Origin of the sequence: Luteimonas sp. 3794 (assembly GCF_031456825.1) — a bacterium.
Taxonomy (GTDB): Bacteria; Pseudomonadota; Gammaproteobacteria; order Xanthomonadales; family Xanthomonadaceae; genus Luteimonas.
The window spans coordinates 1-22,912 of the sequence record NZ_JAVDVJ010000007.1 but is presented as its reverse complement, the minus strand read 5'-3'; the positions used below and the strand labels follow the sequence as shown (position 1 = coordinate 22,912).

General features: G+C 67.9%; 19 protein-coding genes, 1 rRNA gene and 2 pseudogenes. 10 read left to right on the top strand and 12 right to left on the bottom strand.

The genetic code is table 11. The features are described 5' to 3' along the window. The first annotated feature begins 4 nt into the window (after positions 1-4). Entirely contained in the window at positions 5-1,000 is a 996-nt protein-coding gene (locus J2X52_RS11165; RefSeq protein WP_310153035.1) for an aldo/keto reductase, read from the top strand. A 241-nt stretch (positions 1,001-1,241) separates the two neighbouring features. Here J2X52_RS11165 and J2X52_RS11160 read toward each other — a convergent pair whose 3' ends face one another. Continuing rightward, positions 1,242-2,225, bottom strand: a complete 984-nt coding sequence (locus J2X52_RS11160) for a bile acid:sodium symporter family protein (protein ID WP_310153032.1) — start codon at positions 2,223-2,225, stop codon at positions 1,242-1,244. A 167-nt stretch (positions 2,226-2,392) separates the two neighbouring features. On the opposite strand from J2X52_RS11160, the gene J2X52_RS11155 reads away from it, so the two are divergent. Continuing rightward, on the top strand, positions 2,393-3,472 hold the full coding sequence (locus J2X52_RS11155) for an endonuclease/exonuclease/phosphatase family protein (protein ID WP_310153028.1): 1,080 nt from the start codon (positions 2,393-2,395) through the stop codon (positions 3,470-3,472). Positions 3,473-3,528: 56 nt separating this feature from the next. Here J2X52_RS11155 and J2X52_RS11150 read toward each other — a convergent pair whose 3' ends face one another. The 4 genes and pseudogenes from J2X52_RS11150 to J2X52_RS11135 all read right to left on the bottom strand — a co-directional run bounded on the left by J2X52_RS11150 (position 3,529) and on the right by J2X52_RS11135 (position 6,624). Then, positions 3,529-3,891 carry a hypothetical protein gene (locus J2X52_RS11150; RefSeq protein WP_310153025.1) on the bottom strand — a complete coding sequence of 121 codons (363 nt, stop codon included), beginning with the start codon at positions 3,889-3,891 and terminating at the stop codon, positions 3,529-3,531. A gap of 86 nt (positions 3,892-3,977) precedes the next feature. Continuing rightward, complete coding sequence (locus J2X52_RS11145; protein ID WP_310153023.1) at positions 3,978-4,538, bottom strand: hypothetical protein; 561 nt, start codon at positions 4,536-4,538, stop codon at positions 3,978-3,980. A gap of 298 nt (positions 4,539-4,836) precedes the next feature. Beyond that, positions 4,837-5,343: pseudogene (locus tag J2X52_RS11140) on the bottom strand (pyridoxamine 5'-phosphate oxidase family protein); the annotation flags it as partial. Between the two features lie 78 nt (positions 5,344-5,421). Then, on the bottom strand, positions 5,422-6,624 hold the full coding sequence (locus J2X52_RS11135) for an MFS transporter (RefSeq protein ID WP_310153020.1): 1,203 nt from the start codon (positions 6,622-6,624) through the stop codon (positions 5,422-5,424). A 186-nt stretch (positions 6,625-6,810) separates the two neighbouring features. Between J2X52_RS11135 and J2X52_RS11130 the strand changes: the two genes are divergently transcribed. From J2X52_RS11130 to J2X52_RS11115, 4 genes are all read left to right on the top strand, one after another. After that, entirely contained in the window at positions 6,811-7,422 is a 612-nt protein-coding gene (locus J2X52_RS11130; protein ID WP_310153018.1) for an NAD(P)H-dependent oxidoreductase, read from the top strand. A 5-nt stretch (positions 7,423-7,427) separates the two neighbouring features. Beyond that, on the top strand, positions 7,428-8,138 hold the full coding sequence (locus J2X52_RS11125) for a DUF72 domain-containing protein (RefSeq protein WP_310153015.1): 711 nt from the start codon (positions 7,428-7,430) through the stop codon (positions 8,136-8,138). 64 nt (positions 8,139-8,202) lie between these two features. After that, positions 8,203-11,007 (top strand): PAS domain-containing protein, encoded by a 2,805-nt coding sequence (locus J2X52_RS11120; RefSeq protein ID WP_310153012.1) that lies wholly within the window; start codon positions 8,203-8,205, stop codon positions 11,005-11,007. A 43-nt stretch (positions 11,008-11,050) separates the two neighbouring features. Beyond that, entirely contained in the window at positions 11,051-11,338 is a 288-nt protein-coding gene (locus J2X52_RS11115) for a hypothetical protein (protein ID WP_310153009.1), read from the top strand. Here J2X52_RS11115 and J2X52_RS11110 read toward each other — a convergent pair. Next, positions 11,335-12,351: a serine hydrolase gene (locus tag J2X52_RS11110; protein ID WP_310153006.1), complete on the bottom strand. Its 1,017-nt coding sequence runs from the start codon at positions 12,349-12,351 to the stop codon at positions 11,335-11,337. The two genes, J2X52_RS11115 and J2X52_RS11110, sit on opposite strands and share 4 nt — an antisense overlap. Positions 12,352-12,399: 48 nt before the next feature. Then, complete coding sequence (locus tag J2X52_RS11105; RefSeq protein WP_310153003.1) at positions 12,400-13,305, bottom strand: NAD(P)/FAD-dependent oxidoreductase; 906 nt, start codon at positions 13,303-13,305, stop codon at positions 12,400-12,402. A 118-nt stretch (positions 13,306-13,423) separates the two neighbouring features. On the opposite strand from J2X52_RS11105, the gene J2X52_RS11100 reads away from it, so the two are divergent. Both J2X52_RS11100 and J2X52_RS11095 read left to right on the top strand, forming a co-directional pair. Beyond that, positions 13,424-13,858 (top strand): Rrf2 family transcriptional regulator, encoded by a 435-nt coding sequence (locus J2X52_RS11100; protein WP_310153340.1) that lies wholly within the window; start codon positions 13,424-13,426, stop codon positions 13,856-13,858. 104 nt (positions 13,859-13,962) lie between these two features. Continuing rightward, positions 13,963-14,748, top strand: a complete 786-nt coding sequence (locus J2X52_RS11095; RefSeq protein ID WP_310153000.1) for a DUF2884 family protein — start codon at positions 13,963-13,965, stop codon at positions 14,746-14,748. Between the two features lie 13 nt (positions 14,749-14,761). Here J2X52_RS11095 and J2X52_RS11090 read toward each other — a convergent pair whose 3' ends face one another. Then, positions 14,762-15,196, bottom strand: a complete 435-nt coding sequence (locus J2X52_RS11090; protein WP_310152998.1) for a hypothetical protein — start codon at positions 15,194-15,196, stop codon at positions 14,762-14,764. After that, positions 15,193-15,792: a DUF5671 domain-containing protein gene (locus J2X52_RS11085; protein WP_310152995.1), complete on the bottom strand. Its 600-nt coding sequence runs from the start codon at positions 15,790-15,792 to the stop codon at positions 15,193-15,195. The genes J2X52_RS11090 and J2X52_RS11085 overlap by 4 nt, the downstream gene beginning before the upstream one ends. A gap of 156 nt (positions 15,793-15,948) precedes the next feature. Here J2X52_RS11085 and dinG point away from each other — a divergent pair, with 156 nt between their 5' ends. Beyond that, positions 15,949-18,111: an ATP-dependent DNA helicase DinG gene (gene dinG / locus J2X52_RS11080; RefSeq protein WP_310152993.1), complete on the top strand. Its 2,163-nt coding sequence runs from the start codon at positions 15,949-15,951 to the stop codon at positions 18,109-18,111. Between the two features lie 184 nt (positions 18,112-18,295). Here the strand turns inward: dinG and dinB are convergent, their stop codons facing one another. Then, positions 18,296-19,360 carry a DNA polymerase IV gene (gene dinB / locus J2X52_RS11075; RefSeq protein ID WP_310152990.1) on the bottom strand — a complete coding sequence of 355 codons (1,065 nt, stop codon included), beginning with the start codon at positions 19,358-19,360 and terminating at the stop codon, positions 18,296-18,298. Positions 19,361-19,484: 124 nt separating this feature from the next. Here dinB and J2X52_RS11070 point away from each other — a divergent pair. Further along, positions 19,485-19,655 (top strand): annotated as a pseudogene (locus J2X52_RS11070) (HupB); the annotation flags it as partial. A 13-nt stretch (positions 19,656-19,668) separates the two neighbouring features. Here the strand turns inward: J2X52_RS11070 and J2X52_RS11065 are convergent. Beyond that, positions 19,669-22,368 carry a bifunctional acetate--CoA ligase family protein/GNAT family N-acetyltransferase gene (locus tag J2X52_RS11065; protein ID WP_310152987.1) on the bottom strand — a complete coding sequence of 900 codons (2,700 nt, stop codon included), beginning with the start codon at positions 22,366-22,368 and terminating at the stop codon, positions 19,669-19,671. A gap of 454 nt (positions 22,369-22,822) precedes the next feature. Then, positions 22,823-22,912: ribosomal RNA gene (gene rrf / locus J2X52_RS11060) — 5S ribosomal RNA — on the bottom strand; the annotation flags it as partial.

Here is a 22,912-nt window from a genome sequence, read left to right as displayed (position 1 = left end):
CGCGATGAAGACCCGCACCCTCGGCCTCGGCGGCCCCACCGTCTCGGCGATCGGACTCGGCTGCATGGGCATGAGCGCGTTCTACGGCGGCCGCGGCAGCGATGCCGACGCGATTGCCGTGATCAAACACGCGCTCGACCAGGGCATCACCCTGCTCGACACCGCCGACATGTACGGCCCGCACACCAACGAAACGCTGGTGGGGCGCGCGATCGACGGTCGCCGCGACGATGTGTTCATCGCGACGAAGTTCGGCATCCAGCTCGATCCGTCCAACCCGCACGCACGCGGCATCAACGGCAGGCCCGAATACGTGCAGCAGGCCTGCGAGGCCAGCCTCAAGCGGCTCAACATCGAAACGATCGATCTGTACTACCAGCATCGCGTCGATCCTGAAGTGCCGATCGAGGACACCGTCGGCGCGATGGCGCGGCTGGTGGAACAGGGCAAGGTGCGGCATCTGGGCCTGTCGGAAGCCTCGGCCGACACGCTGCGACGCGCGGCCAAGGTGCACGCGATCGCGGCGTTGCAGAGCGAGTACTCGCTGTGGTCGCGCGATCCCGAGACCAACGGCACGCTCACCGCCTGTCGCGAACTCGGCGTCGGCTTCGTGCCGTATTCGCCACTCGGCCGTGGGTTTCTGACCGGCACGATCCGCAACATCGAGGATTTCGACGAGGACGACTACCGTCGCCATTCGCCGCGCTTCCAGGGCGAGAACTTCGACCGCAATCTGGCGCTGGTCGAATCGGTACAGGCGATCGCGCAGGACTACGGTGTCACGCCGGGCCAGCTCGCGCTCGCCTGGGTGCTGTCGCAGGGCGACGATCTGGTGCCGATTCCGGGCACCAAGCGCATCGGCTTCCTCGACGAGAACATCGCCGCGCTCGATATCCATCTGACCGAGGACGACCTCGCGCGCATCGATGCGATCTTCCCGCCCGACGCGGCATCGGGCACGCGCTACCCGGCCGCGGGCATGGGCGCCCTGAACCGCTGAATGCAGAAACACGCCGAATACAGACGCATTCGGTAGCGCCGCTCCTTCCCCGCGCGCGGGGCATTGCGCCCTCTACGGGTGGAAGACCGGGATGGGGCAACCGTACGTCCAGGCGGACGCACCGTCAGACACGAAGCTCGACGCACGCGCCCAATGCTTGCTCGATCGGGTGGTTCGCCCCCACCCAACCCTCCCCCGCAGCCGGGGGAGGGCTTCGAGCGCAGTGCGCGAAGGCTTCAGCTCATCGCTTATCAGCGACCGCTGGTGCGCCTTCAGCGTAGCGCCGCGCGACCACCGCGCAGACGATCAGCTGGATCTGGTGGTAGATCATGATCGGCAGCACGATCGCGCCCAGCCCGCCACTGGCGAACATGAGCTTGGCCATCGGCAGGCCGGTTGCGAGACTCTTCTTCGAGCCGCAGAAGACGATCGCGATCTCGTCGGCCCGATCGAATCCGAGGCGTCGCGCGATCCATGCGATCAGCGGCATCGCAATCCCGAGCAGCACGGCGCACACCGCGGCGACCGCGAGCAGCGTCCACACCGGCGTCTCGCGCCACAGACCTTCGATCACCGACGCGCTGAAAGCGGTGTAGACCACCAGCAGGATCGTGCCCTGGTCAGTCCAGCGCAGCACCGCCCGCCGGCGCTCCACCCAGCCGCCGACGAGCGGCCGCAGCAGATGCCCGGCCACGAACGGCAACAGCAGGAGCAGCATGATCTTGCCGACCGCGGTGAGCGGATGTGTCATCACCCCGTCCGAGCTGCCGACCAGCAATGCCATCAGCAGCGGCGTCAGTGCTACGCCGAGCAGGCTCGACAGCGATGCGCTGCAGACTGCAGCGGGCACATTGCCGCCGGCCATCGAGGTGAACGCGATGGACGACTGCACCGTCGACGGCAGCGCGCACAAGAACAGCACGCCGACGTAGAGCTCGGGCGTCAGCAGCCAGCCCGACAGCGGCTTGCCCAGCAGGCCGATCAGCGGAAACAGCGCGAACGTGCACGCGAGAATCGTCAGATGCAGCCGCCAGTGCAGCGCGCCGGCCACAATCGCAGCGCGCGACAGGCGCGCGCCGTGCAGAAAGAACAACGCCGCGATGGCGCCATTCGTCACCACATCCATGACCGCCGCGGCGCGGCCCTGCACCGGCACCAGCGACGCCAGCGCGACAGTGGCCAGCAGCAACAGTGTGAAAGGATCGATTCGCGAGCGCAGGGACATGCGGAGACTGCCGCCAGTGGGTACCGACGGCTGCGGATGGCGGGGGCCTATGGTCGCAGCCACCAGCAGAGGCAGCCAGCGGCCACAGTGCAACGCCGCGTCCCGGGTTCACACGATTGCGGCGCGCGCGTGTTCATAGTGCGGCTCCCGCCGACGCCACATCCACGATGCTGACCCTCACGTTCGCCGCAGTCACCGCGTTGCTGGTTGTCGCGACCCTGATGCCCACCATCCGCAGCGGCCTGTGGTGGATCCGCGGCTTCGATTTTCCACGCCTGCAATTGCTGCTGCTTTCGGCGGCGATCCTGGTGCTGCAGCTCGTCTTCCATCCAATCGACGATTCCTGGACGACTGCCATCGTCATCATCAATGCGGCCTGCATGCTGTGGCAGGCGTGGTGGGTCATTCCGTATACACGCATGGCGCCCGTCGAAGTCGAGGATGCGCCGGCGGACGCGCAGACCCGGATCCGGCTGATGGCCAGCAACGTGCTGATGACCAACCGCAATGCGGATCCTCTGATTGCCTTGGTGCGCGCGCAGCGGCCGGACGTGCTGATCGCGGTCGAGACCGATGCATGGTGGGAAAGTCGACTCGATGTGCTGACGGACGCGCTGCCGCACGTGATGCGCTGCCCGCTCGACAATCTCTACGGCATGCACGTGTACTCGCGGCTGCCGCTGCATGACGCCGAGATCCGCTATCTGGTCGAGGACGACATTCCGTCGATCCACGCCACGCTGGAACTCGATGGAGGCCGTCGTATCACGCTGCATGCGCTGCATCCACGGCCGCCGAGCCCGACCGAATCCGACAGTTCGGTGGATCGGGATGCGGAACTCGTGATCGTCGGCCGCGCCGCGCACGACGCCACGTTGCCGGTGATCGTCGCCGGCGATCTCAACGACGTGGCGTGGTCACGCACGACGCGCCTGTTCCGCAAGCTCAGCGGCCTGCTCGATCCGCGCATCGGCCGCGGCATGTACAACACCTTCCACGCGAAGCTGCCGGGCCTGCGCTGGCCGCTGGATCACCTGTTCCACAGCCGCCACTTCACCCTGGTCGGCATGCAGCGCCTGCCGGACATCGGCTCGGACCACTTTCCGATCCTCGTCGAACTGGCGCTGTCACCCGGCGAAAACGATGCCGACGCCGGCCTCGATGCCGACGCGAAGGATCACGCGGATGCGAATGCGGCGGTGGCGCAATCCGGTGCCACGGACGCGGCGCCCGACATCCAGCGCTGACCGCCTGGTGATGCGAAGGCCATCCGTGGCCGGACGCGCTCGAGACGCTGGAGGCTTCAGCGTTCCAGCCGCGCCCGCAGATCGCGCAGGTCGCGGCGCGCGACGTTCTTCAGCGTCTCTTCCCGCCACGCTTCCGCCGCCTCTTCGCCCGACATCGCCAGGCGACGTTCGTACTCCGGCTGCATCTGTTCGCGGCGGAGTTCGCGGATACGGCGGTATTCGGTCTTCAGCGCCGACATGCGACGGATCGGACGGTCGGTGGGGATCGGCTCCAGCCAGGCGGCCCGTTGATCTCCATCGAGCACCGCACGCGGCGGTTCGGCACTCGCATCGGGGCTCGTGGCCCAGACCGGTGCCATGCATGCGGCGGCCAGCGACAAGGCGCAGCCCCACGTGGTGTAGACAGTTCGGCTGTCCATGGCACCCTCCCATGCGGCGACGGACAGCCGCACCGTAGCAGGGAATCCGCGAACGGCGTGTTCAAGCCGCGCGTTCAGCCATTTGTTCAGCCAGCGCCGGGACGCACGTCCAGTCCGAGTGCGTGGCCGATGACACGCATGCCTTCGTCATCGTCGCGCGGGGCCATGACACCGGCGACGGTGTCGTCGCCCGTATCCCAGGTCCACAGCGTGTAACCGGCCACGCGCAGCTGGTCGTAGGCGGTGTCGAGCAGGGCGTGGGTAGACGCGCCGGCCAGTGCGACTTCGTCGGTCGGGTCTTCGACGCCCCAGTCGAGTTCGACGCGGAAGCGCTCGGCCAGCGTGTCGATTGCGTCGATCAGGGTCGCGCGCTCGTCCTCGGGCACGCGGAAACTCGCGCGCCAGTCGGTCGCCGACTCGAGCGCGGCCTGCACGGCGTCCTGTGCATCGTCGTCGCCCAGCGTCTCGCGGAAGGCCTGGAACTGCTGGGTCGCGGCGTCTTCATCACCCGGATTGACGCGCAGCAGCCACTGCCACGCGATCGCTTCCAGATCGCCGTCATGCGCTTCGTCTTCGCCGTCGTCGCGCTCGGGTGCGCCGAAGGAAAAGTTGTCGTCAGGATCGAATTCGTGTTCGTGCGCGGCCATGACAGGACTCGAAGATCGGGCGGCGTAGTGTGCCGCGGCGACAGGGCCGCGGCATACCGGATCGCGATCGGAGCGGGTCTGCGACTCAGCTTCGCGCGTCGGTCTTCTTCACTGCGCGCTTGCCCGTCTTCGCGGTGCGCTGGGTCGCGGCCTTCTTCGCAGCTGTGGCCTTCTTTGCAGCCGGCTTCGGCGTTGCGGTCTTGCCGACTGTCTTCTTCGTCGTCTTCTTCGCGGCTTTCTTCGCACCGCCACGTGCATCGGCGTGCGAGGGCGGCAGCTTCGAGGTCTTGTTCGGGCCGCGCAGCTTGACGATGCGGTTCTCGCCCATGACTTCTTCGCGCTTGGTCACGCGCGCGACCGCGAACGCGATGGCCTTGCCGATCAGCGAGCCCGGGCCGTCCCAGTATTCGGCGGTATGCGCCTGCACTTCGATCAGGGTGAGTTTGGGATCGTTGACGCCGCGCGGAAAATAGGCCTTGAGCGCATCGTTCCAGAACGCTTCGATCTTCGCCGGATCCTCGTTGACGTAGGCATCGCCGGTGATCGACACGTAGGTGTTGCGGCCCTTGGACGCGTACGCGAGGTTGACCTTGGAATTGCGCGCGATCTCGGCGACCTTGGGGCTGTCGGATGCGACGAAGAACCACACCCGCTCACCGTCGAACTGCGCCTTCTGCGTCGACAGCGGCCGGCTGACCAGATAGCCGCCCGGGCCCACGGTGGTGAACATCGTGATGTCGATGTCCTCGATCAGTTTCGCGATCGTCTGCGCGTCCTTCGCGCCCTTGCTGCTGCGTGTGGCCATGTCGCACTCCCGTCAGGAATCAGCGCGCAGTGTCGACAGCGCGGCGATGGACCGACGTGAAGGTGTCGCGTTCGCGCGTCAACAGGCCGACGGTGCCGCGCATCGACGGCGACGTTCGGCGCGACGCGCCCATGCGTAGATCATCAGACCGGCGGCGGCGGTCGCGGCGCCGACATAACCGGTCGAAGTCCAGCCCAGTCCGGCGCTGATCGCGATGCCGCCCAGCCATGGGCCGAGTGCGTTCGCGGTATTGAACGCCGCATGGTTGGACGCGGCGGCGAGCGTCTGCGCATCGCCGGCGACATCCATCAGGCGCGTCTGCAGCACCGGCGCGAGCGCGCCCATCGTGCCGACCGCGACGATCGCCGGCAGGATCGACCACGGCGCCGCGGTCGCGAGCGGAAACAGCAGCAGCACCAGCAGCGACCAGCCGAGGATCACCGGGACCGCGCGGAACTGCAGGCGATCGACCAGCCAGCCACCGGCGATGTTGCCGAGGATCGCGCCGACGCCGAACGCCGCCAGCGCCACCGGGATCCAGGATTCGGCCACGCGGGTGACGTTGATCAGCGTCGGGGCCAGATAACTGAAGACACAGAACATGCCGGCGAAACCCACCGCGCCGATCAGCAATGCATACCAGACCTGGGAGGTGTTGAACGCGCGCAGTTCGCGCATCGGTGTCTGCGGCGCTTCCGCCGGATCGGGTGCGAGCAGGCGCGCGACCAGCACGACGGTCAGGAGCGACAGCACCGACACCAGCGCAAACGTCCAGCGCCAGCTCAGTTGCTGGCCCAGCCAGGTCGCCATCGGGTTGCCGACGAGGATCGCGATCGACAAGCCCAGCAGCACCCGGCTGACGGCCTTGCCGCGTTGCGCGGGCGGGCTCACCGACGCGGCCACGAGCATCGCGACGCCGAAGTAGGCGCCATGCGGCAGGCCGGCGACGAAGCGCGCGACCAGCATCGTGGCGTAGTTGGGGGCCAGCGCAGTCGCGAGGTTGCCGAGCGCATAGAAGCCCATCAGCGCCAGCAGCAGGCGCCGACGCGGTAGACGCGCGCCGAGGATCGCGAGCAGTGGTGCGCCGACGACGACGCCGATCGCGTAGCTGCTGATCAGATGACCGACTGCGGGCTCGTCCACGCCGAAACCGCGCGTCAGATTCGGCATCAAGCCCATCATCGCGAATTCGCTGGTGCCGATCGCGAACCCGCCCATCGCCAGCGCGAACAAGATCAGGGTGCGGGTGCGGCGATCGGGAAGCGCCGGTGCGATGGCCATGGCCGGTTTCCGGAACGGGGCGTGCATTATTGTGCATTGCAGCATCGGCGTCAGCGCCAAGGCTGCACTTGCAGTGTTGCGGGCGCCGCAGTGTTCAGCAGGCGATATGCGGATGAACGCGTGGAAATGACAGGCGCTGGACGTGTCCCGGCGGACCGTATGCGTCCGTCACTGACCTGTCCTGCCATGACTCTGAACGCATTCGGCCTCAACTGCACCCTGAAAGCGGGCGGCGCGCCTTCGTCCACGCAGACGCTGCTCGATCAGGTCCTGTCTGCGATGGCCGGCCACGGTGCGACGACCGACAGCGCGCGCGTGGTCGATCACGACGTCAGGCCTGGGGTCACCGCGGACGAAGGCGGCGACGACCAGTGGCCCGCACTTCGGCAGCGCATCATGGACGCGCAGCTTTTCGTGCTCGCCACGCCCATCTGGCTGGGTCACCCATCGAGCGTGGCGCAGCGTGTGCTCGAACGCCTGGACGCGGTGCTCGGCGAAATCGGCGACGACGGCTGTTATCCGACCTTCGGCAAGGTGGCCGTCGTGGCCGTGGTCGGCAACGAGGATGGCGCCCACCATGTCCATGCCCAGCTCCAGCAGGGCCTGATCGATGTGGGATTCACGATTCCGGCAGGCGGCCACCCCTACTGGGTGGGCGAGGCGATGGGCGGCGTCGACTATAAGGATCTCGACCGCGTGCCCGAGACAGTGGCCGGCAACATCCGGACCGCCGCGTCGAATGCCGTGCATCTGGCGCGTCTGCTCCAGCAGACGCCCTATCCCAGCCCCAATCGCTGACCGCCGTGCGACGCATCGGCTGCGCGGGGTGGTCGATCGCCTCACGCGACGCGGCGCTGCTGGGATCGGGCGACAGCATGCTGGCCCGGTATGCAACCCGTTTCGATGCGGTCGAGATCAACTCGTCGTTCTACCGGCCGCATCGGGCCAGCACCTATGCGCGCTGGGCCGACAGCGTGCCCACAGGCTTCCGGTTCTCGGTGAAACTGCCGCGCGCGATCACCCACGATGCAAGGCTGCTGCGCTGCGGCCCCGCCCTCGATACGTTCTTCGATGCCGCTGGCGCCCTCGGCAAACGCCTGGGGTGCGTGCTGGTGCAACTGCCGCCCAGCCTCGCCTTCGATGCCCGCACGGCGGCCACGTTCTTCGCAATGCTGGGGCGGCGCTGGCCGGGCCGCACGGCGTGCGAGGCGCGACACGCGAGTTGGCTCACGCCCGCCGCCGACGCGCTGCTCGCCCGCCACGGCGTGGCACGGGTGGCGGCGGATCCGCCGCGACACAGCGGCGATGCCCGACCAGGCGGCGCGGATGCATTCGCCTACTGGCGCTGGCATGGGGCGCCGAAGATCTACTACAGCGACTATCCCCCCGCGGCCCTGGATGCGATTGCGGAGGCGGTGCGCGCCGGGCCGGCGGATGCCTGGGTGATCTTCGACAACACCGCGGCGGGTCACGCGGTGCCGAACGCCGCCGCGCTGCAGGCCCGTCTTGCCTGATCGTCATGCAACCGCCACCACCGCCTGTGGCAGGATGCGCCGTCCTGACCCTACGTTTGTCGCCGTGAGTGTGTCGCTACCCGCCGAACACCCCGCCTTCCTGCCACGCCACAGCGTGATGGCCGGACGGATCGCGGCGTTCGACTGGTCGACCACCTCGCTCGGGCCGATGGCGAACTGGCCGCACGCCCTGCGCACCGCGCTCGCGTTGATGCTCGATTCGCGCTTCGCGATGAACCTCGCCTGGGGCGAGGACCTGGTGTTCTTCTACAACGACGCCTACGCCCCGTTCCTCGGCAGCAAGGAGGCGCCGTTGGGGCGGCCGATGGCCGAGGTCTGGTCGGATGTGTGGGCCGATATCCTGCCGCTGGTCGAGAGCGCGATGTCGGGCCAGCCGACGTGGCACGAAGACATGCCGCTGACGATGCTGCGCAACGGCTATCCGGAAGAAACCTTCTGGACGTTCTCGTATTCGCCGGTGCGCGACGACGACCATGTGATCGCCGGCTTCCTCAACATCACTACCGAAGTCACCCGCAAGGTGCAGAACGAGCGCCGCCTGCGCACCGACATCCGCCAGCTGGGCCGCATGTTCGAGCAGGCGCCGGGTTTCATGGCTATGCTCACCGGGCCGGAGCACACCTTCGCCTATATCAATCCCGCCTATCGCGCGCTGATCGGCGAGCGCAACGTGATCGGCAAGCGCCTCGTCGACGCGCTGCCGGATGCGGTCGAACAAGGCTATCTGGCCCTGCTGGAAGAGGTGTACCGGACCGGACAGGCGTTCTCCACCAATGGCGCGCGTTATCTCGTGCAGGCCGGACCGGGCAGGGCGACCGTCGAGCGCTATCTCGATTTCGTCTACCAGCCGATCAACGACGCCAGCGGCGTGATCGGGGTCCTCGTGCAGGGGATCGACGTCACCGCGCGCCGCGCGGCCGACCTGGCCCTGCAGACCCGCGAGGCCGAACTGCTCAGCCTCAACAGCGATCTCGAGCGGCAGGTGATCGAGCGCGCGCGCGAGCGGTCCCTGACATGGCAGGTCACCCCGGATCTGCTGGCCGTGGTCGACCAGGCCGGCTGCATCGAGACCGTCAATCCCGCGTGGGAGCAGCTGCTCGGCTGGCCGCAGACGGCGTTGGTCGGTCAGCCCTGGGTGGAATACGTGCTCGAGGACGACCAGGCCGTCACCCGGTCGGTGCTCGAGACGCTGCGCAGCGGCAAGCCGGTGCTGCACTTCGAAAATCGCCTGCGGACGCGCAGCGGCGGCGTGCGCACGCTGTCCTGGGTGGCGACGCCCGAGAGTGGCCGTTTCTACTGCAGCGCGCGCGACGTGACCGACATCAACGCGGCGGCCAGCGCGCTGGCGCGCTCACAGGCGCAGCTGCGCACGCTGTTCGAGACCAGTTACCAGCTGCAGGCCCTGTGCACGCCCGACGGCATCGTCACCGACGCCAACCGGTCGGGGCTGGATGCGATCGGCGCCGAGTTCGACGATGTCGTCGGACGGCTGCTCTGGGACACGCCGTGGTTCACCGGTACCCGGGACCTGCCGCACCGCATCCGGTTGATGTTCGCGCGGGCCGCCGCGGGCGATACCGTGCGCGAGGAGCTCGAGGTCGATCTGCCAAGCGGTCGTCGCTTCCACGATTTCTCGCTGCGCCCCATCTACGACAACGGCCGGATCATCGCGGTGGTGCCCGAAGCGATCGACACCACCGAACGTCGCAATGCGGAAGACGCCCTGCGCCAGTCGCAGAAGCTCGAGGCGGTCGGCCAGCTGACCGGCGGCGTCGCCCACGACTTCAACAATCTGCTGACGCCGATCGTGACCGCGCTGGATCTCGCCGCAGACCCGACTGCGCGCGCCGACCGCCGCGACCGCATGATCGGCGTGGCCAGACAGTCCGCCGAACGCGCCGCCACGCTGGTGCAACGGCTGCTCTCCTTCGCCCGCCGTCAGCCGCTGCAGGCCGTGGATGTCGACGTGACCGCGCTGGTCAACGGCATGGCGGCGCTGATCGAAAGTTCGAGCAGCCCACGTATCCGGCTGGTGCTGAGTCTCGCCCGCGATCTGAATCCGGCGATCGCCGACCCGAACCAACTGGAGATGGCGATCCTCAACCTCAGCGTCAACGCCTGCGACGCGATGCCGGCGGGCGGCACGCTGACGATCGCCGCGCGCAACGTGCACGTTTCGCACGACGACGACCTGGCGACTGGACACTATGTCGTGGTCTCGGTCTCCGACACCGGGCACGGCATGGATGCGCACACGCGGCAACGCGCGATCGAGCCGTTCTTCTCGACCAAGGGCGTCGGCAAGGGCACCGGTCTCGGGCTGTCGATGGCGCACGGCCTGGCCTCCCAGCTGGGGGGTCAGCTGACCATCGACAGCACGCCCGGCGCCGGCACCACCATTCATCTCTGGCTGCCGGTGGGCACGCGCTCTGGCGCCGCATTCGAAGCACACGAGGAGACGACAGTGAGCAATACAGGGGACAGCCGCGGGACCGCCCTGGTGGTCGACGACGAGGATTCGGTGCGCATGTGCACCTCCGATGCACTTGAGGACATGGGCTATCGCATCGTCGAGGCCAGTTCCGCCGAAGAAGCGCTGCGTGCACTCGACGACGGCCTGATGCCGGCCGTGCTGGTCACCGACCACCTGATGCCGGGCATGACCGGCGCAGAGCTCGCGCGCACCGTACGTGCGCGCCTGCCGGACACCGCGATCGTGATCGTGTCTGGCTATACCGGCATGGCCGATTTCGACCCGGGGCTGACCATCCTCGGCAAGCCCTTCCGCCAGCACGAACTCGTGGCGAGCGTGGAAGCGGCGAACGCCGTGACCCAGACCGCGGCCTGATCAGCGCTGCGGCCTCGCCGAGGACGCGCCCCGGCACGCGGTCATGCAATCAGCCCGTCTCCGCCCTTACCGCAACCGCCATGGCGGCAGTGGCGTCAGGGCGTGGTCGATCAGCGACGACACGCTGTCGATCGAATTCGTGGACGGGGCGGTCTACGACTATCGCCGACAGGACATTGGCTCGCGACTGTTCGCCGCCGCCTGCAGTGCAGCACGCGCGGGACGCGGCCTGTCGACCTGTGTCAGTCGGCACCTGCGACAGCGGTATGCGCAGCGTCACGTTGACCGCGCAGCTTGGGCGGCGCGCCAACGCGCCGGCGCACGCCGTTAGCCTGACTGGCTCTGGATAATCCGCGCCATCAGCCGATGCAGGTCGACGAGATGACCAGTGCCGGCGACGGTGGTCTCGTCGGAGGTCATGGCCACCGTGAGATTCAGCGAGGGGACGATGTACAGCATCTGCCCGCCGTGGCCCCAGGCGAAGCGCACGTCGTGTCCGCCGATCTGCCGCACGAACCAGCCATACCCGTAGCCATCGCCGGTATGGATCGAACGCGTCCGGGGGACCCATGACTGCGCGATCCAGCTTGCCGGCACCAGCTGCGCCCCCGATGCCGCGCGTCCGTGGTTGCGGTAGAGCTCGCCGAAGGCCAGCAATGCGCGCGGCGTCATGGCCATCTGGTTGCCGCCGAAATGCAGGCCCTGCGGATCGGTATCCCATGATGCGATGGCGAAGCCCGCCTGCGGGCCGAGCCACTCCTGCGCCAGGGTGCGGACCGGCTTGCCACCGACGCGGGCGAGCACGGCCGACAACAGATGCGTCGAGCCCGTGGAATAGATCATGCCGCCGCCCGGCGCGTCGACGAACGGCTGGGCGAGCGCGGCACGCACCCAGTCCGGCTGTGCGACCCAGCGGCCATAACCGCGGCCCGAGGTGGACTGCAGCCCTGCCTGCATCGACAGCAGGTGGCCGATGGTGATCTGCGCCAACCGCGGATCGGGATCGCGCGGCAGACGGTCGGCGAGCAGCGGGGCAATGGGCTGGTCCACACCTTCGAGCAATCCGCGTTCGATCGCGATCCCGACCAGGGCCGACATGACGGTCTTCGACGCCGACTTGATGTTGGCCGGGCGCGTGGTCGACGCGCCGCGGTAAGCGCGCTCGGCGACCAGCACGCCATCGCGCGCGACCACCACGGTGCGCAGCGGCGCCATCGACGACGCGTCTTCGAGCACACGCTCGAGCGCATCACCGCGCGCCACCTGCGCCGACTGGGCGAACGCGGGTACTGCAACGAGGGAGACGAGCAGAGAAGCCAACAGCAGGGAGACGAGTCGGTGCATCGCCCCAGTATCGGCGCACGCCTACAACCGGCGATGAAACGCGGGGGCTCAGGCCGCGTCGGCCGCGATCAGCGCCTGATGCGCGCCCACACCTGCGAGCAATCCCGACGCTATCGCCAGCGGCACGCTGTGCATCGGCTGGCTGAGATCGCCGGCGGCGAAGACGCCCGGCACGGTGGTCTGCTTGAACGCATCCACGCGCAGATACGGCCCCTGCGGACCGGGATCCTGCGCGCAGCCCAGCGCCTCGGCCAGACCACCCACTGGTTCGATTCGCGCACCAACGAACAGCGCCTTGACGCCCACCTCGCGCCCGTCGGCCAGGCGCACGCCGTCCAGCGCCGGGGCGGTGCCCAGCAGTGCCACCACCGGCACCCGCTCGAGGACGACGCCGCGATTGGCGAGTTTCCGGGCGTCCTCGGCATCGGGCTCGAAGCCGCCCTCGAGGAAACAGGTGGTCGGGCCCCAGTCCGGCAGCATCAGCGCGCGGTGCAGGCCCATCGCTTCGCCCGCGAACGCGCCGAGCGCGCGGCCGCCGAGTTCGAAGCCGTGGCAGTACGGGCAGTGCAGCACGCTACGTCCCCAGCGCGCCTGCAACCCTTCGAGCGGCGGCAGTACGTCGCGTACCCCGCCCGCCAGAATCAGCGTGCGCGTGTCCAACGCCTGGCCGTCCGCCAGTGCGAGCGAGAACCCGTCTGCTTCTGCGGTCGCCGCGATGACCTCGCCGGTGAGGACTGTGGCAGTGGGATAGCGGTGCAATTCCGCGCGCCCCTTCGCCAGCAGTACCGCCGGCGGCGTGTCGTCGTGGCCGAACACATTGTGCACGGCAGCGGCGAACCGGTTACGAGGCTGTCCGGCATCCACCACCAGCACTTGCCTGCGGGCGCGCGCCAGAGCCTGCGCCGCGGACAGCCCCGCACTGCCTCCACCCACGATGACTGCGTCGTATCGCATGCACCACCTCATGATACCTCAGTTGTTTCATGATGCTCGCATCATTGCGATCATGCAACTTTAGAAGTGTCGGGAGCTGGCCTGGGGTATCGTGAGCGCCCGTCTCATCATCTGCCCCATGCGCCCCGACAGCCGCCTCAGCCGCATGCTCCACGTCCTGATCCATCTCGACGAGGCAGAGAGCCCGGCGACCTCCGACGCCATTGCAGCCATGCTGGGGACCAATCCCGTGGTCGTGCGGCGCACGATGGCCGGGCTGCGCAACCACGGCTACGTCCGTTCGGACAAGGGCCACGGCGGCGGCTGGTCCCTGGCCACGCCGCTGGCGGACATCAGCCTGCTCGACATCCACAAAGCGCTGGGCGCGCCTGCGCCGTTCGCGTTCGGGCTGGCCAATGACGATCCTGACTGCCTCGTGGAAAAAGCCGTCAACGCGCATCTCACCCACGCGATGGACGAGGCGGAAGCCCTGCTGCGCGAGCGACTGGCCTCGGTGACGCTGGCCGACATCGCGGCGGATTTCCAGATGCGCCTGGCGGCCATCGGGCACTGATCGGGACAGACTACGGGCCGCGGGCGCCCCCACCGTGACTTCAAGCACGCGATCCGGCGGCGAGAAGATCCGATGCTTCCGCCATGCAACCGGGAACGCTGCCCATGTCATTTCATCGCGCCGCGCTCGTCGCCGGTCTTGTGTTCGTCTCGACGCCGGTCCTGGCTGCCGACGATGACGACAACGCGCCGCGTTTGTCCTCGGACCAGTGCGAGATCTCGACGCCGTACAACGTGCTCGTCGATACCGGCGGTGTGTGGCTCTACCGCGACAGCGGCATGCCAAAGGAAATCTTTTTCCACGACGGCACGCTCAGCGTGGACCGCGCGGTGCAGACGGTCAGCGCCGCCGATGCTGCGCGCCTGCGCCAGCTCGAATCGGGCGCCCGCACGCTGATGCCGCAGGTCACCTCGGTCGCGCGCGAGAGCACCGGCATCGCGTTCGACGCGCTGGCCAGCGTTGTGGAAGTGATGACCGGCAGCGCACGCAAGGTGCGTCAGGTCGAACGTTTCCGCACCGACACGCTCGGCTACATCGACAGTACGCTCGGCACCGGGCGCTGGGACCAGGACGTGTTCGGCGAAGGTTTCGAATCGCGCATCGAGGACGCGGCCGAACGCATGACCGGCAGCCTCGGCCGCAGCGTCATGTGGCAGGTCTTCACCGGCCGCGCCGGTCGCATGGACGCACGCGCGGAACGCATGGAAGCCGATCTCGACCACAAGATCGAAGCCCGCAGCGCCGCGCTCGAAGCGCAGGCTGATGCGCTGTGCGCCCAAGTGCGCGAACTGCAGTCCATCCAGGCGGCGCTCGAGTACCGCCTCGATGGTCAGCGTCTGGTGATGCTGGAAGACGCGCCGCGCAGCGGGACGGGCAACGGCGCCGACTGACGGCGCATACCACTCATCCTTCAGCGCGCGATGGCCGATCCAGGCGGCGCTCGAAACAGGCTGGTCCGGCCACATGCGGCCAGTCGCGACGCACCCAGGGTTCGATCTGACGCAGCGGCTGCCCGTTGTCGGCAGCGAACACCGCACACAGTTCCACGCCATCCGGCGCGATAACGCGGTATCCGTACGCCGCGCCGGTCACAGGATCGACCCGACGCAGGTCGGCGCCGGGCACGTCCGCCAGCTTGGCGGGCAGCGCGCCGTTCTCCCGCAGGTGCGTGCCGGCCGCCTGCTCGATCGCGCGCAGGTCACGGACGCGGACCGTGTCGAGCCGTGCGTCGCGTTGGGCGCCGGGCGAACCGGTCAACCACAAGCTCGCCACCACGGTCACGGCGGCGACCAGCCCGCCCGCGATGACGAGACCACGCCCGAACCGGGACACGTTCATGGCGCGGCCTCTTCGCGACGCAGGTCGAGCAGGTAGAACGCGAAGATCGCCCCGGCGATGGTGCCCGCGATCAGTACCTTGAGCAGGAAGCGGATGCTGAGTTCGCCGCCCAACACGTTGTAGACCAGGGTGATGAGATCACCGACCAAGATGGCGGCGGCCAGAAACAGCGTCATGTACGTCAGCCAGCGACGCACCGGGGACAGTCGCTTGACGGGATTGCGCGCCAGCTCGCGTGAAATCTTGTGCGCAACGAATGCGAACAACGGGAACGCGATGACAACCGAAGCCGCCGCCCACCGCATCGATTGGCCGCGACCCTTCACTTTATAGCCGAGCTCCGTCGGATCAGGGAGCGCCAGGTTCACGAGGTCGAACAGCAGGCTGCCGAGCTGCCAGGCGGCCACATACAGCGAGGTGAACAGCACGAGGTGCAGGAAGGCATCGCGCGCCGAAAGCGTCGGACGCGGTCGCGGCACCGGCACCCCGAATGCCACATCCGCATACCGGGACAGTGCGTCCTCGATCTGCTCGGCAGGCCATCCGGCGTGTGCCAGGGCGATAGCGACTGCTTTGCGATCCGCGCCACGCGCCAATGCCTCGCGTACGAAGCTGTCCAGATCCTTCGATTCCGTTCCCATTGCCCGCTCCATCGTGTCCTGAGGCAAATCTAGCAGGCTGCCGATCGTCTACGCAGACATGTTCAGCATCCCGGACTCGGTCCGCGCGACGCGGCGTGGGACAATGGGCGCATGGGCGATTCCGACTCCAACTCGCCGGCCACACCCGCGGCCGACGCGCCGCCGCGCGCGCTGAACGACGCGCTCAAGGCCGACATCCGCGCCGCGTACGCAAAGCTGCAGGCGAATACGCCGGGCTTCAGCACGCGCCGGTCGCAGAGCGCGATGATCGGGCTGGTCTCGCGCGCGCTCGCGACTTCGGGCGGCATCGGCATCGCCGAAGCGCCGACCGGCGTCGGCAAGTCGCTCGCGTATCTGACCGCCGGCGTGCCGATCGCGCTGGCGACGAAGAAGAAGCTGGTGATCAGCACCGGCACCGTGGCGCTGCAGTCACAGCTGTTCGAACGCGACATTCCCGCATTCCTTGCCGCGACCGGACTCGAAGCCCGGGTCGCGCTGGCCAAGGGCCGCACGCGGTATCTGTGCACGCGCAACGCCGCCGAGCTCCACGCCGAGCACAGCCAGGGCACGATGCTGCTCGATGGCGCCGGGCCGGACGAAGGTGGCGACTACGAGCGTCAGCTCTACGACCGCCCGCTCGCGCCACACGAGGTCGACGCCGCGCGGCGTCTGCTCGAAGCGCATGCGGACCGGCAATGGGATGGCGATCTCGACACCGCACCCGAGCCTGTTTCGCCGGCACTGCGCACGCGCATCACCACGCCCGCCTCGAGCTGCGCCGGGCGCCGTTGCAGCTTCGCCCAGCAGTGCCCGGTGCTGAAGGTGCGCACGACCGTGCGCGAGGCGCAGATCGTGGTGACCAATCACGCGCTGCTGCTGTCGTCGCTGGCGATGGGCGACATCGAGAACGGCCAACCGTTGCTGGCGCCGCCCGGCGACATGCTGCTGGTGCTCGACGAAGGCCACCACGTGGCGAATGTCGCGATCGACCAGGGCGCCGCGCGCCTGCCGCTGGCCGACATGGCCAAGCGCACCAGCCGCATGCAGATCCTGATCGCCGGCAGCTACCGGCTGGTCGACAAGGAACGTATCGGCACCTTGCTGCCGAACGAAGCGATCGAACTCGCCGCGCGCGTGTCGAAGGGACTCAAGGCCTTCCAGCTGGATGTTGATCGCACCTGGCAACCCGAGCCCGGCGATCGCGACCCGATGTGGCGCGCACCGCTCGGCCGCCTGCCCGACGACTGGGCGCCTGCGATCGAGACCCTGGGCGAAGACACGCGCGCCCTGTTCAACTGGGTGCACGCCGCGCAGCAGGCCGTCGCACGCAACAAGCAGGAAGACCCGGCGCGCGAGAAACTGCAGCGCAGTCTCGGCATGGCGCTGGAGATGGTGGAACAGCAGCATGAGCTGTGGGCCGGCTGGCGCCGCGAGGACCGCGAAGGTGCGCCGCCGATGGCGCGCTGGGTCACCGCGACGCGCGATGGCGATCTCGCGCTGCACTGCTCGCCCGTCTCGGCTGCGCACGTGCTGCGCTCGCTGCTGTGGAAGGAGATCGATTCGGTCGTGATGACCTCGGCGACGCTGACTGGTGGCGGTGATTTCCAGTCGTTCGCGATCGACACCGGTCTTCCCGATCACGCCGAGACCGCCTCGCTGCCGTCGCCGTTCGATCTGCCGAACCAGGCGCAGCTGGTGGTGCCGCAGTTCCCGGTGGCGCCCGATGACCGCGAAGGGCATCCGAAGGCGGTCGCCGAATGGCTGGCGCGCGAGCTCGACTGGAAAAAGGGCAGCATGGTGCTCTTCACGTCGCGCTGGAAGATGGAGAAGGTTGCCGAACTGATGCCGGCTTCGCGCCGCGAGGCGATCCAGGTGCAGAGCAGCGGCAACAAGTCGCAGGTCGTCGCCGCGCATCTCGAACGCGTCGCCGCCGGCAAGGGCTCGGTGCTGTTCGGCCTCAACTCGTTCGGCGAAGGTCTCGACCTGCCGGGCGAGGCCTGCACGACGGTGGTGATCACGCAGGTACCGTTCGCAGTGCCGACCGATCCGCAGACGGCGACGCTTGGCGAATGGCTGGAGGCGCGCGGCCAGAATCCGTTCAACCTGATCGCGATTCCGCATGCGCTGCGCACGCTGACCCAGTTCGCCGGCCGCCTGATCCGCACCTCGACCGATACCGGCCGCGTCGTGATCCTCGACTCGCGGCTGCTCAACCGCCGCTACGGCAAACGCATTCTCGATGCGCTGCCGCCGTTCAAGCGGGTGATCGGCTGAGCACAGCTAGAGGCATCGCAGAAGAGGCCGGTGTGTCGGCGCATGCGAGGCAGCGCGCGAGACGCGCCTTTGATTGGCACCTCTCCCTCCGGGAGAGAGCCTGCCCCGGACTCGATCCGGGGTCGACGCGCAAAGCGCGTCGGGTGAGGGCGGAAGGTCGCTGACAATTCAAAGCTGATCGCGCTCACCCCTCGAACAACCCCGCCTGCACCGGCAACTCGTCCGGCTCGCGAAACCCGCCGATTCCCACACCGACCAGCCGATACCGCGTCGACGCCGGCAGGTCCACGCGCTCACGCAGCGCCAGCGCGATCCGCGTCAGCTCCGCCTGCGATGCAGGCGGCGCATCCGGCGTGAAGCTGCGCGTGAGGATGCGGAACTGCGAGGTCTTGAGCTTCAGCACCACGGTGCGGCCCACACGCGCCGTCTTGCGCGTCGCCGCCCATGTTTTTTCCGCGAGACGCTCGATCATTGGCGCGAGCGCTTCGAGCGGCAGGTCGCTCTCGAACGTGTCCTCCGACGAGATCGACTGCACCGGCTGATCCGGCTCCACCGGTCGATCGTCGATGCCGAGTGCGCGCTGGTGCAGACGCACACCGAACGTGCCGAAGCGCCGTTCGAGCGTCTCGCGCGACAGCCCGCGCAGATCGCCCACCGTCGCGACGCCGAGTTCGGCCAGCTTTTTCTCCATGACCTTGCCGACGCCGGGAATCAGGCCGACCTTGAGCGGCAGCAGGAACGCATCGATCTGCGTGGGCTTCACCACGTACAGGCCATCGGGCTTGTTCCAGTCCGACGCGATCTTGGCGATGAACTTGTTCGGCGCCACGCCGGCCGAGGCGGTCAGTTGCGTCGCCTCACGGATCTGCGCGCGGATCGCCTGCGCGGTCGCCGTCGCACTGGGCGAAGGAATCTTCGGGTCGGTGACGTCGAGATAGGCCTCGTCCAGCGACAGCGGCTGCACCAGATCGGTATGCGCGTGGAAGATCTCGCGCACCTGCCGCGAGACGGCCTTGTAGCGGGCGAAATCCGGCGGCACGAAGACCGCATCCGGACACAGCCGTTCGGCGGTGACGGCGGGCATCGCCGAGCGCACACCGAACGGACGCGCCTCATAGGACGCCGCGCAGACCACAGAACGCGCGCCGCGCCAGGCCACGACCACCGGTCGCCCGCGCAGCGCGGGATCGTCGCGCTGCTCGACCGAAGCGTAGAACGCGTCCATGTCGATGTGGAGGATCTTGCGCACCGCTGCATTATCGTCGCTTCCGTCGCAGTGACTGCGCCCGATCCACGATGTCTGCACGCGGATTCGACCCGTCGCTCACGATCGCGGGCGCAGGCTTTCTGCTTCCATCGATAGGAGCAGCGTCATGAGCCGCGGCGACAAGTCGTCCTACACGGACAAGCAGAAGCGACAGGCTGAACACGTGGAAGCATCGGAACGCGATAAGGGCCGATCGAAGGAAGACGCCGAGCGGATCGCCTGGGCCACCGTCAACAAGCAGGATAGCGGCGGCAAGCAGTCGGGCTCGGGACGCGAGAAGGACTGACCGGTCAGGAGCCGGCGGCGACAGGCAGCCGGACGATCGCCACCGTCGAATCGTCGGGGTCGGTCGTGATCGCAAAACCGAGCTGGCGGCACATCGCAAGCATGGTGGTGTTCTCGCGCAGCACCTGTCCTTCGACCACGCGCAGGCCCTGCCACTGTGCGTATTCGATCATGATCCGCATCAGCCGCCAGCCCAGGCCAGCGCCCTTGAGATCGGAGCGCACCATGATCCCGTATTCGCCGGTGTCGTAATTCGCGTCGGCGAGCAGACGCACAGCGCCCAGCATTTCACCGGTGGCCGGATCGATCGCGGCCAGGGCGATCGAGCGCGCATAGTCGAGCTGGGTCAGACGTGCGACGAACTCGTGACTGAAATGCCGCACCGCGCTGAAGAACCGCAGCCGTAGATCCTCGGTGCTGACCCGCTCGAAGAATTGCCTGAACATGGCTTCGTCTTCCGGCCGCACCGGTCGCACGAAGGCCGTGGTGTCGTTCGACAGCGCGATCGTGCGTTCCCATTCCTTCGGATAAGGAAAGATCGCGAAACGCGGATGACCGCGCCCCCGGTGCAGGCGCTTGACCGGGCCGAGCGCGATGCGTGCATCGACCGCGATCACGCCGTCGCGGTCGGCGAGCAGAGGGTTGATGTCGAGCTCCACCAGCTCCGGAATGTCCGCCGCCATCTGCGCAAGCTTCACCAGCACCAGAGCAACCGTGCGCTCGTCCGCTGCCGGCACGTCGCGGTAAGCCTTCAGGATGCGCGATGCACGCGTGCGCCCGATCAACTCGTGCGCCAAGCGCAGATCGAGGGGCGGCAGCATCAATGCCTTGTCGTCGATGACATCGACTGCGGTCCCGCCCCGCCCGAACACGATCACGGGGCCGAATACCGGGTCGTCAGCAATGCCGGCAATGAGTTCCCGCGCCTTGGGCCGCACCACCATTGCATGCACGGTCACGCCGTCGATCCGGGCATCGGGGCGCAGCGCACGCGCGCGTGCCAGAATGTCCTCGGTGGCATGCCGCACGGCCTGCGGCGTCGTCAGGTTGAGACGCACGCCATCGACATCGGACTTGTGCGGGATATCGGACGCGTCGATCTTCACCGCAACCGCGGCGCCACGCGCGAACAACAGGTCGGCCGCCGCGACCGCTGCGTCTGCATCGCCCGCACGCGAGACCTCGGCCAAGGCAATGCCATAAGCGCCGAGCAGGCGGGCGGTCGCCACCGGATCGAGCAGGCGTTTGCCCGATGCCAATCCGGCATCCACCACCGCGCGCGCGGCTGGCAGGTCGACATTGAAATCGTCCGGCAGACTCGGCGGCGTTTCCATCAGCGCCCGCTGGGCCTCGTGATGACGCGCCAGGTACATGAAGCCGCGAACCGCGTCCGCCTCGCTGTCGTAGACCGGGATACCGGCATCCCCGAGTCTTCGGCGTGCAGCCGGTTGATCGCCGTGCCAGACCGCAAGCACGGGTTTACGTATCCCGCCTCGCGGGCGCGCCTGTACAGTGCGGACGACGGCCTCGGCCACGTCCTCGGGATCCGACAGCACGGTCGGCACCTGCATCACCAGCACGGCATCGTTGTCGCGGTCGTCCAGCAGAGCACCAAGTGTGGATTCATACCGCCCGCCATCCGCGTCACCAAGCATGTCGACGGCATTGCGGCGTGACCAGCCGCGCGGCAGTGCACCCTCCAGCGTCGTGACCGTGGCCTCCGACAAGGCCGCACGCCTGCCACCGAGATCGACGAGGCGGTCGAGAGCGAGCATGCCCACGCCGATGCCGTTGGTCATCACCGCGAGCCGGTTGCCCGGAACGCCGCCCAGGTGCGACAGCGTTTCAGCGGCGGCGAACAGTTCGTCCAGCGCATGCACACGCAGCAGGCCGGCGCGCCGGAACGCCGCGTCGTACACCGCGTCCGGCGCGGCGAGTGCGGCGGCGTGGGTAATCGCGGCCGTGTCGCGTGTCGCATGGCGTCCCGGTTTGACCACCACCACCGGTTTTGCCCGCGCCGCCGCGCGCGCCGCCGACAGGAACTTGCGGGCATCGCGCACCCGCTCGACGTAGAGCAGAATCGCGCGGGTATGCCGGTCGGTCGCGAAGTAATCGAGCAGATCGGCGAAGTCGATGTCGAGGGCATCGCCCAGCGACGCCACGGCGGAGAAGCCGATCCCGCGCGGCCGACTCCACTCGATCATCCCGGCCGCAACCGCGCCGGACTGGGAGATCAGCGCCAGATCGCCGGCGATAGGCGCATGGGCCGCAAAACTCGCGAACAGTTTCGCGTGCGGCGCGATCACGCCGAGACAGTTCGGCCCCACGATGCGCAGCCCGTGGGCACGCGCGACTTCGGCCAGCGCGGCGTTGTGCGAACCCACGCCGCCGCCCATATCTCGTGTTAACACGATCGCGGCCTTGGCACCGGCGCGCGCAGCGGCATCGGCGATGCCCGGCACATCTGCCGGTGGCACTGCGATCACGACCAGTTCCGGCGCGAACGGCAATGCGGCGAGCGTCGGTGACGCCTCAATCCCATCGATCGATGCGTAACGCGGATTGACCAGACCAATCGGCCCCGCAAAACCACCTGCACGCAGCTGCTGCAAGACGAGCCGCCCCAAAGACCGCGCGCGGGGACTCGCGCCGACGACCGCAACCGAAGCGGGATGGAAAACAGACTGCAGTGCGTAGGTACTCATCGCGTCTTACGCGGCCTTTCCGGACGAGGGCAGACGATACACGACGCCCGTTATGCGCCTCTGCCTGTTGCAATCCTTCTAGGCATTGAGCTGTCGCGACCAGAATGATGTCATTGACCGGGGCTTCTCCATTCCTGAGCCGGATCGAGCCAGGCAAGTCCATCACCGCGCGTCCGGGAGCTGTCTGGATCACTGCCTGCTCTTCGTAATCGGGGGTGGTGCCGTGGGCACCTTACGCGGAGCCGGCCCGGCCCCACCCGTGCGGCGGAGATAGCGGGATCGCCCACACCGAGCCGCTGCCCGATTTTCGGATAGATTCGCCAGCGCTGCTTGCGGAGTAAATCCCCTTCGCCACAAGATCCGCACCGAAGTTTCTCCGCTTCGCCGGACATTCTCCAAATCTGCCACAAAGAAAAACCCCCGCCGGAGTACCGGCGGGGGTTTTGGGTAAAAACCCTGGCGATGACCTACTCTCGCATGCTAGATGCACACTACCATCGGCGCATGTACGTTTCACTTCCGAGTTCGGAATGGGATCGGGTGG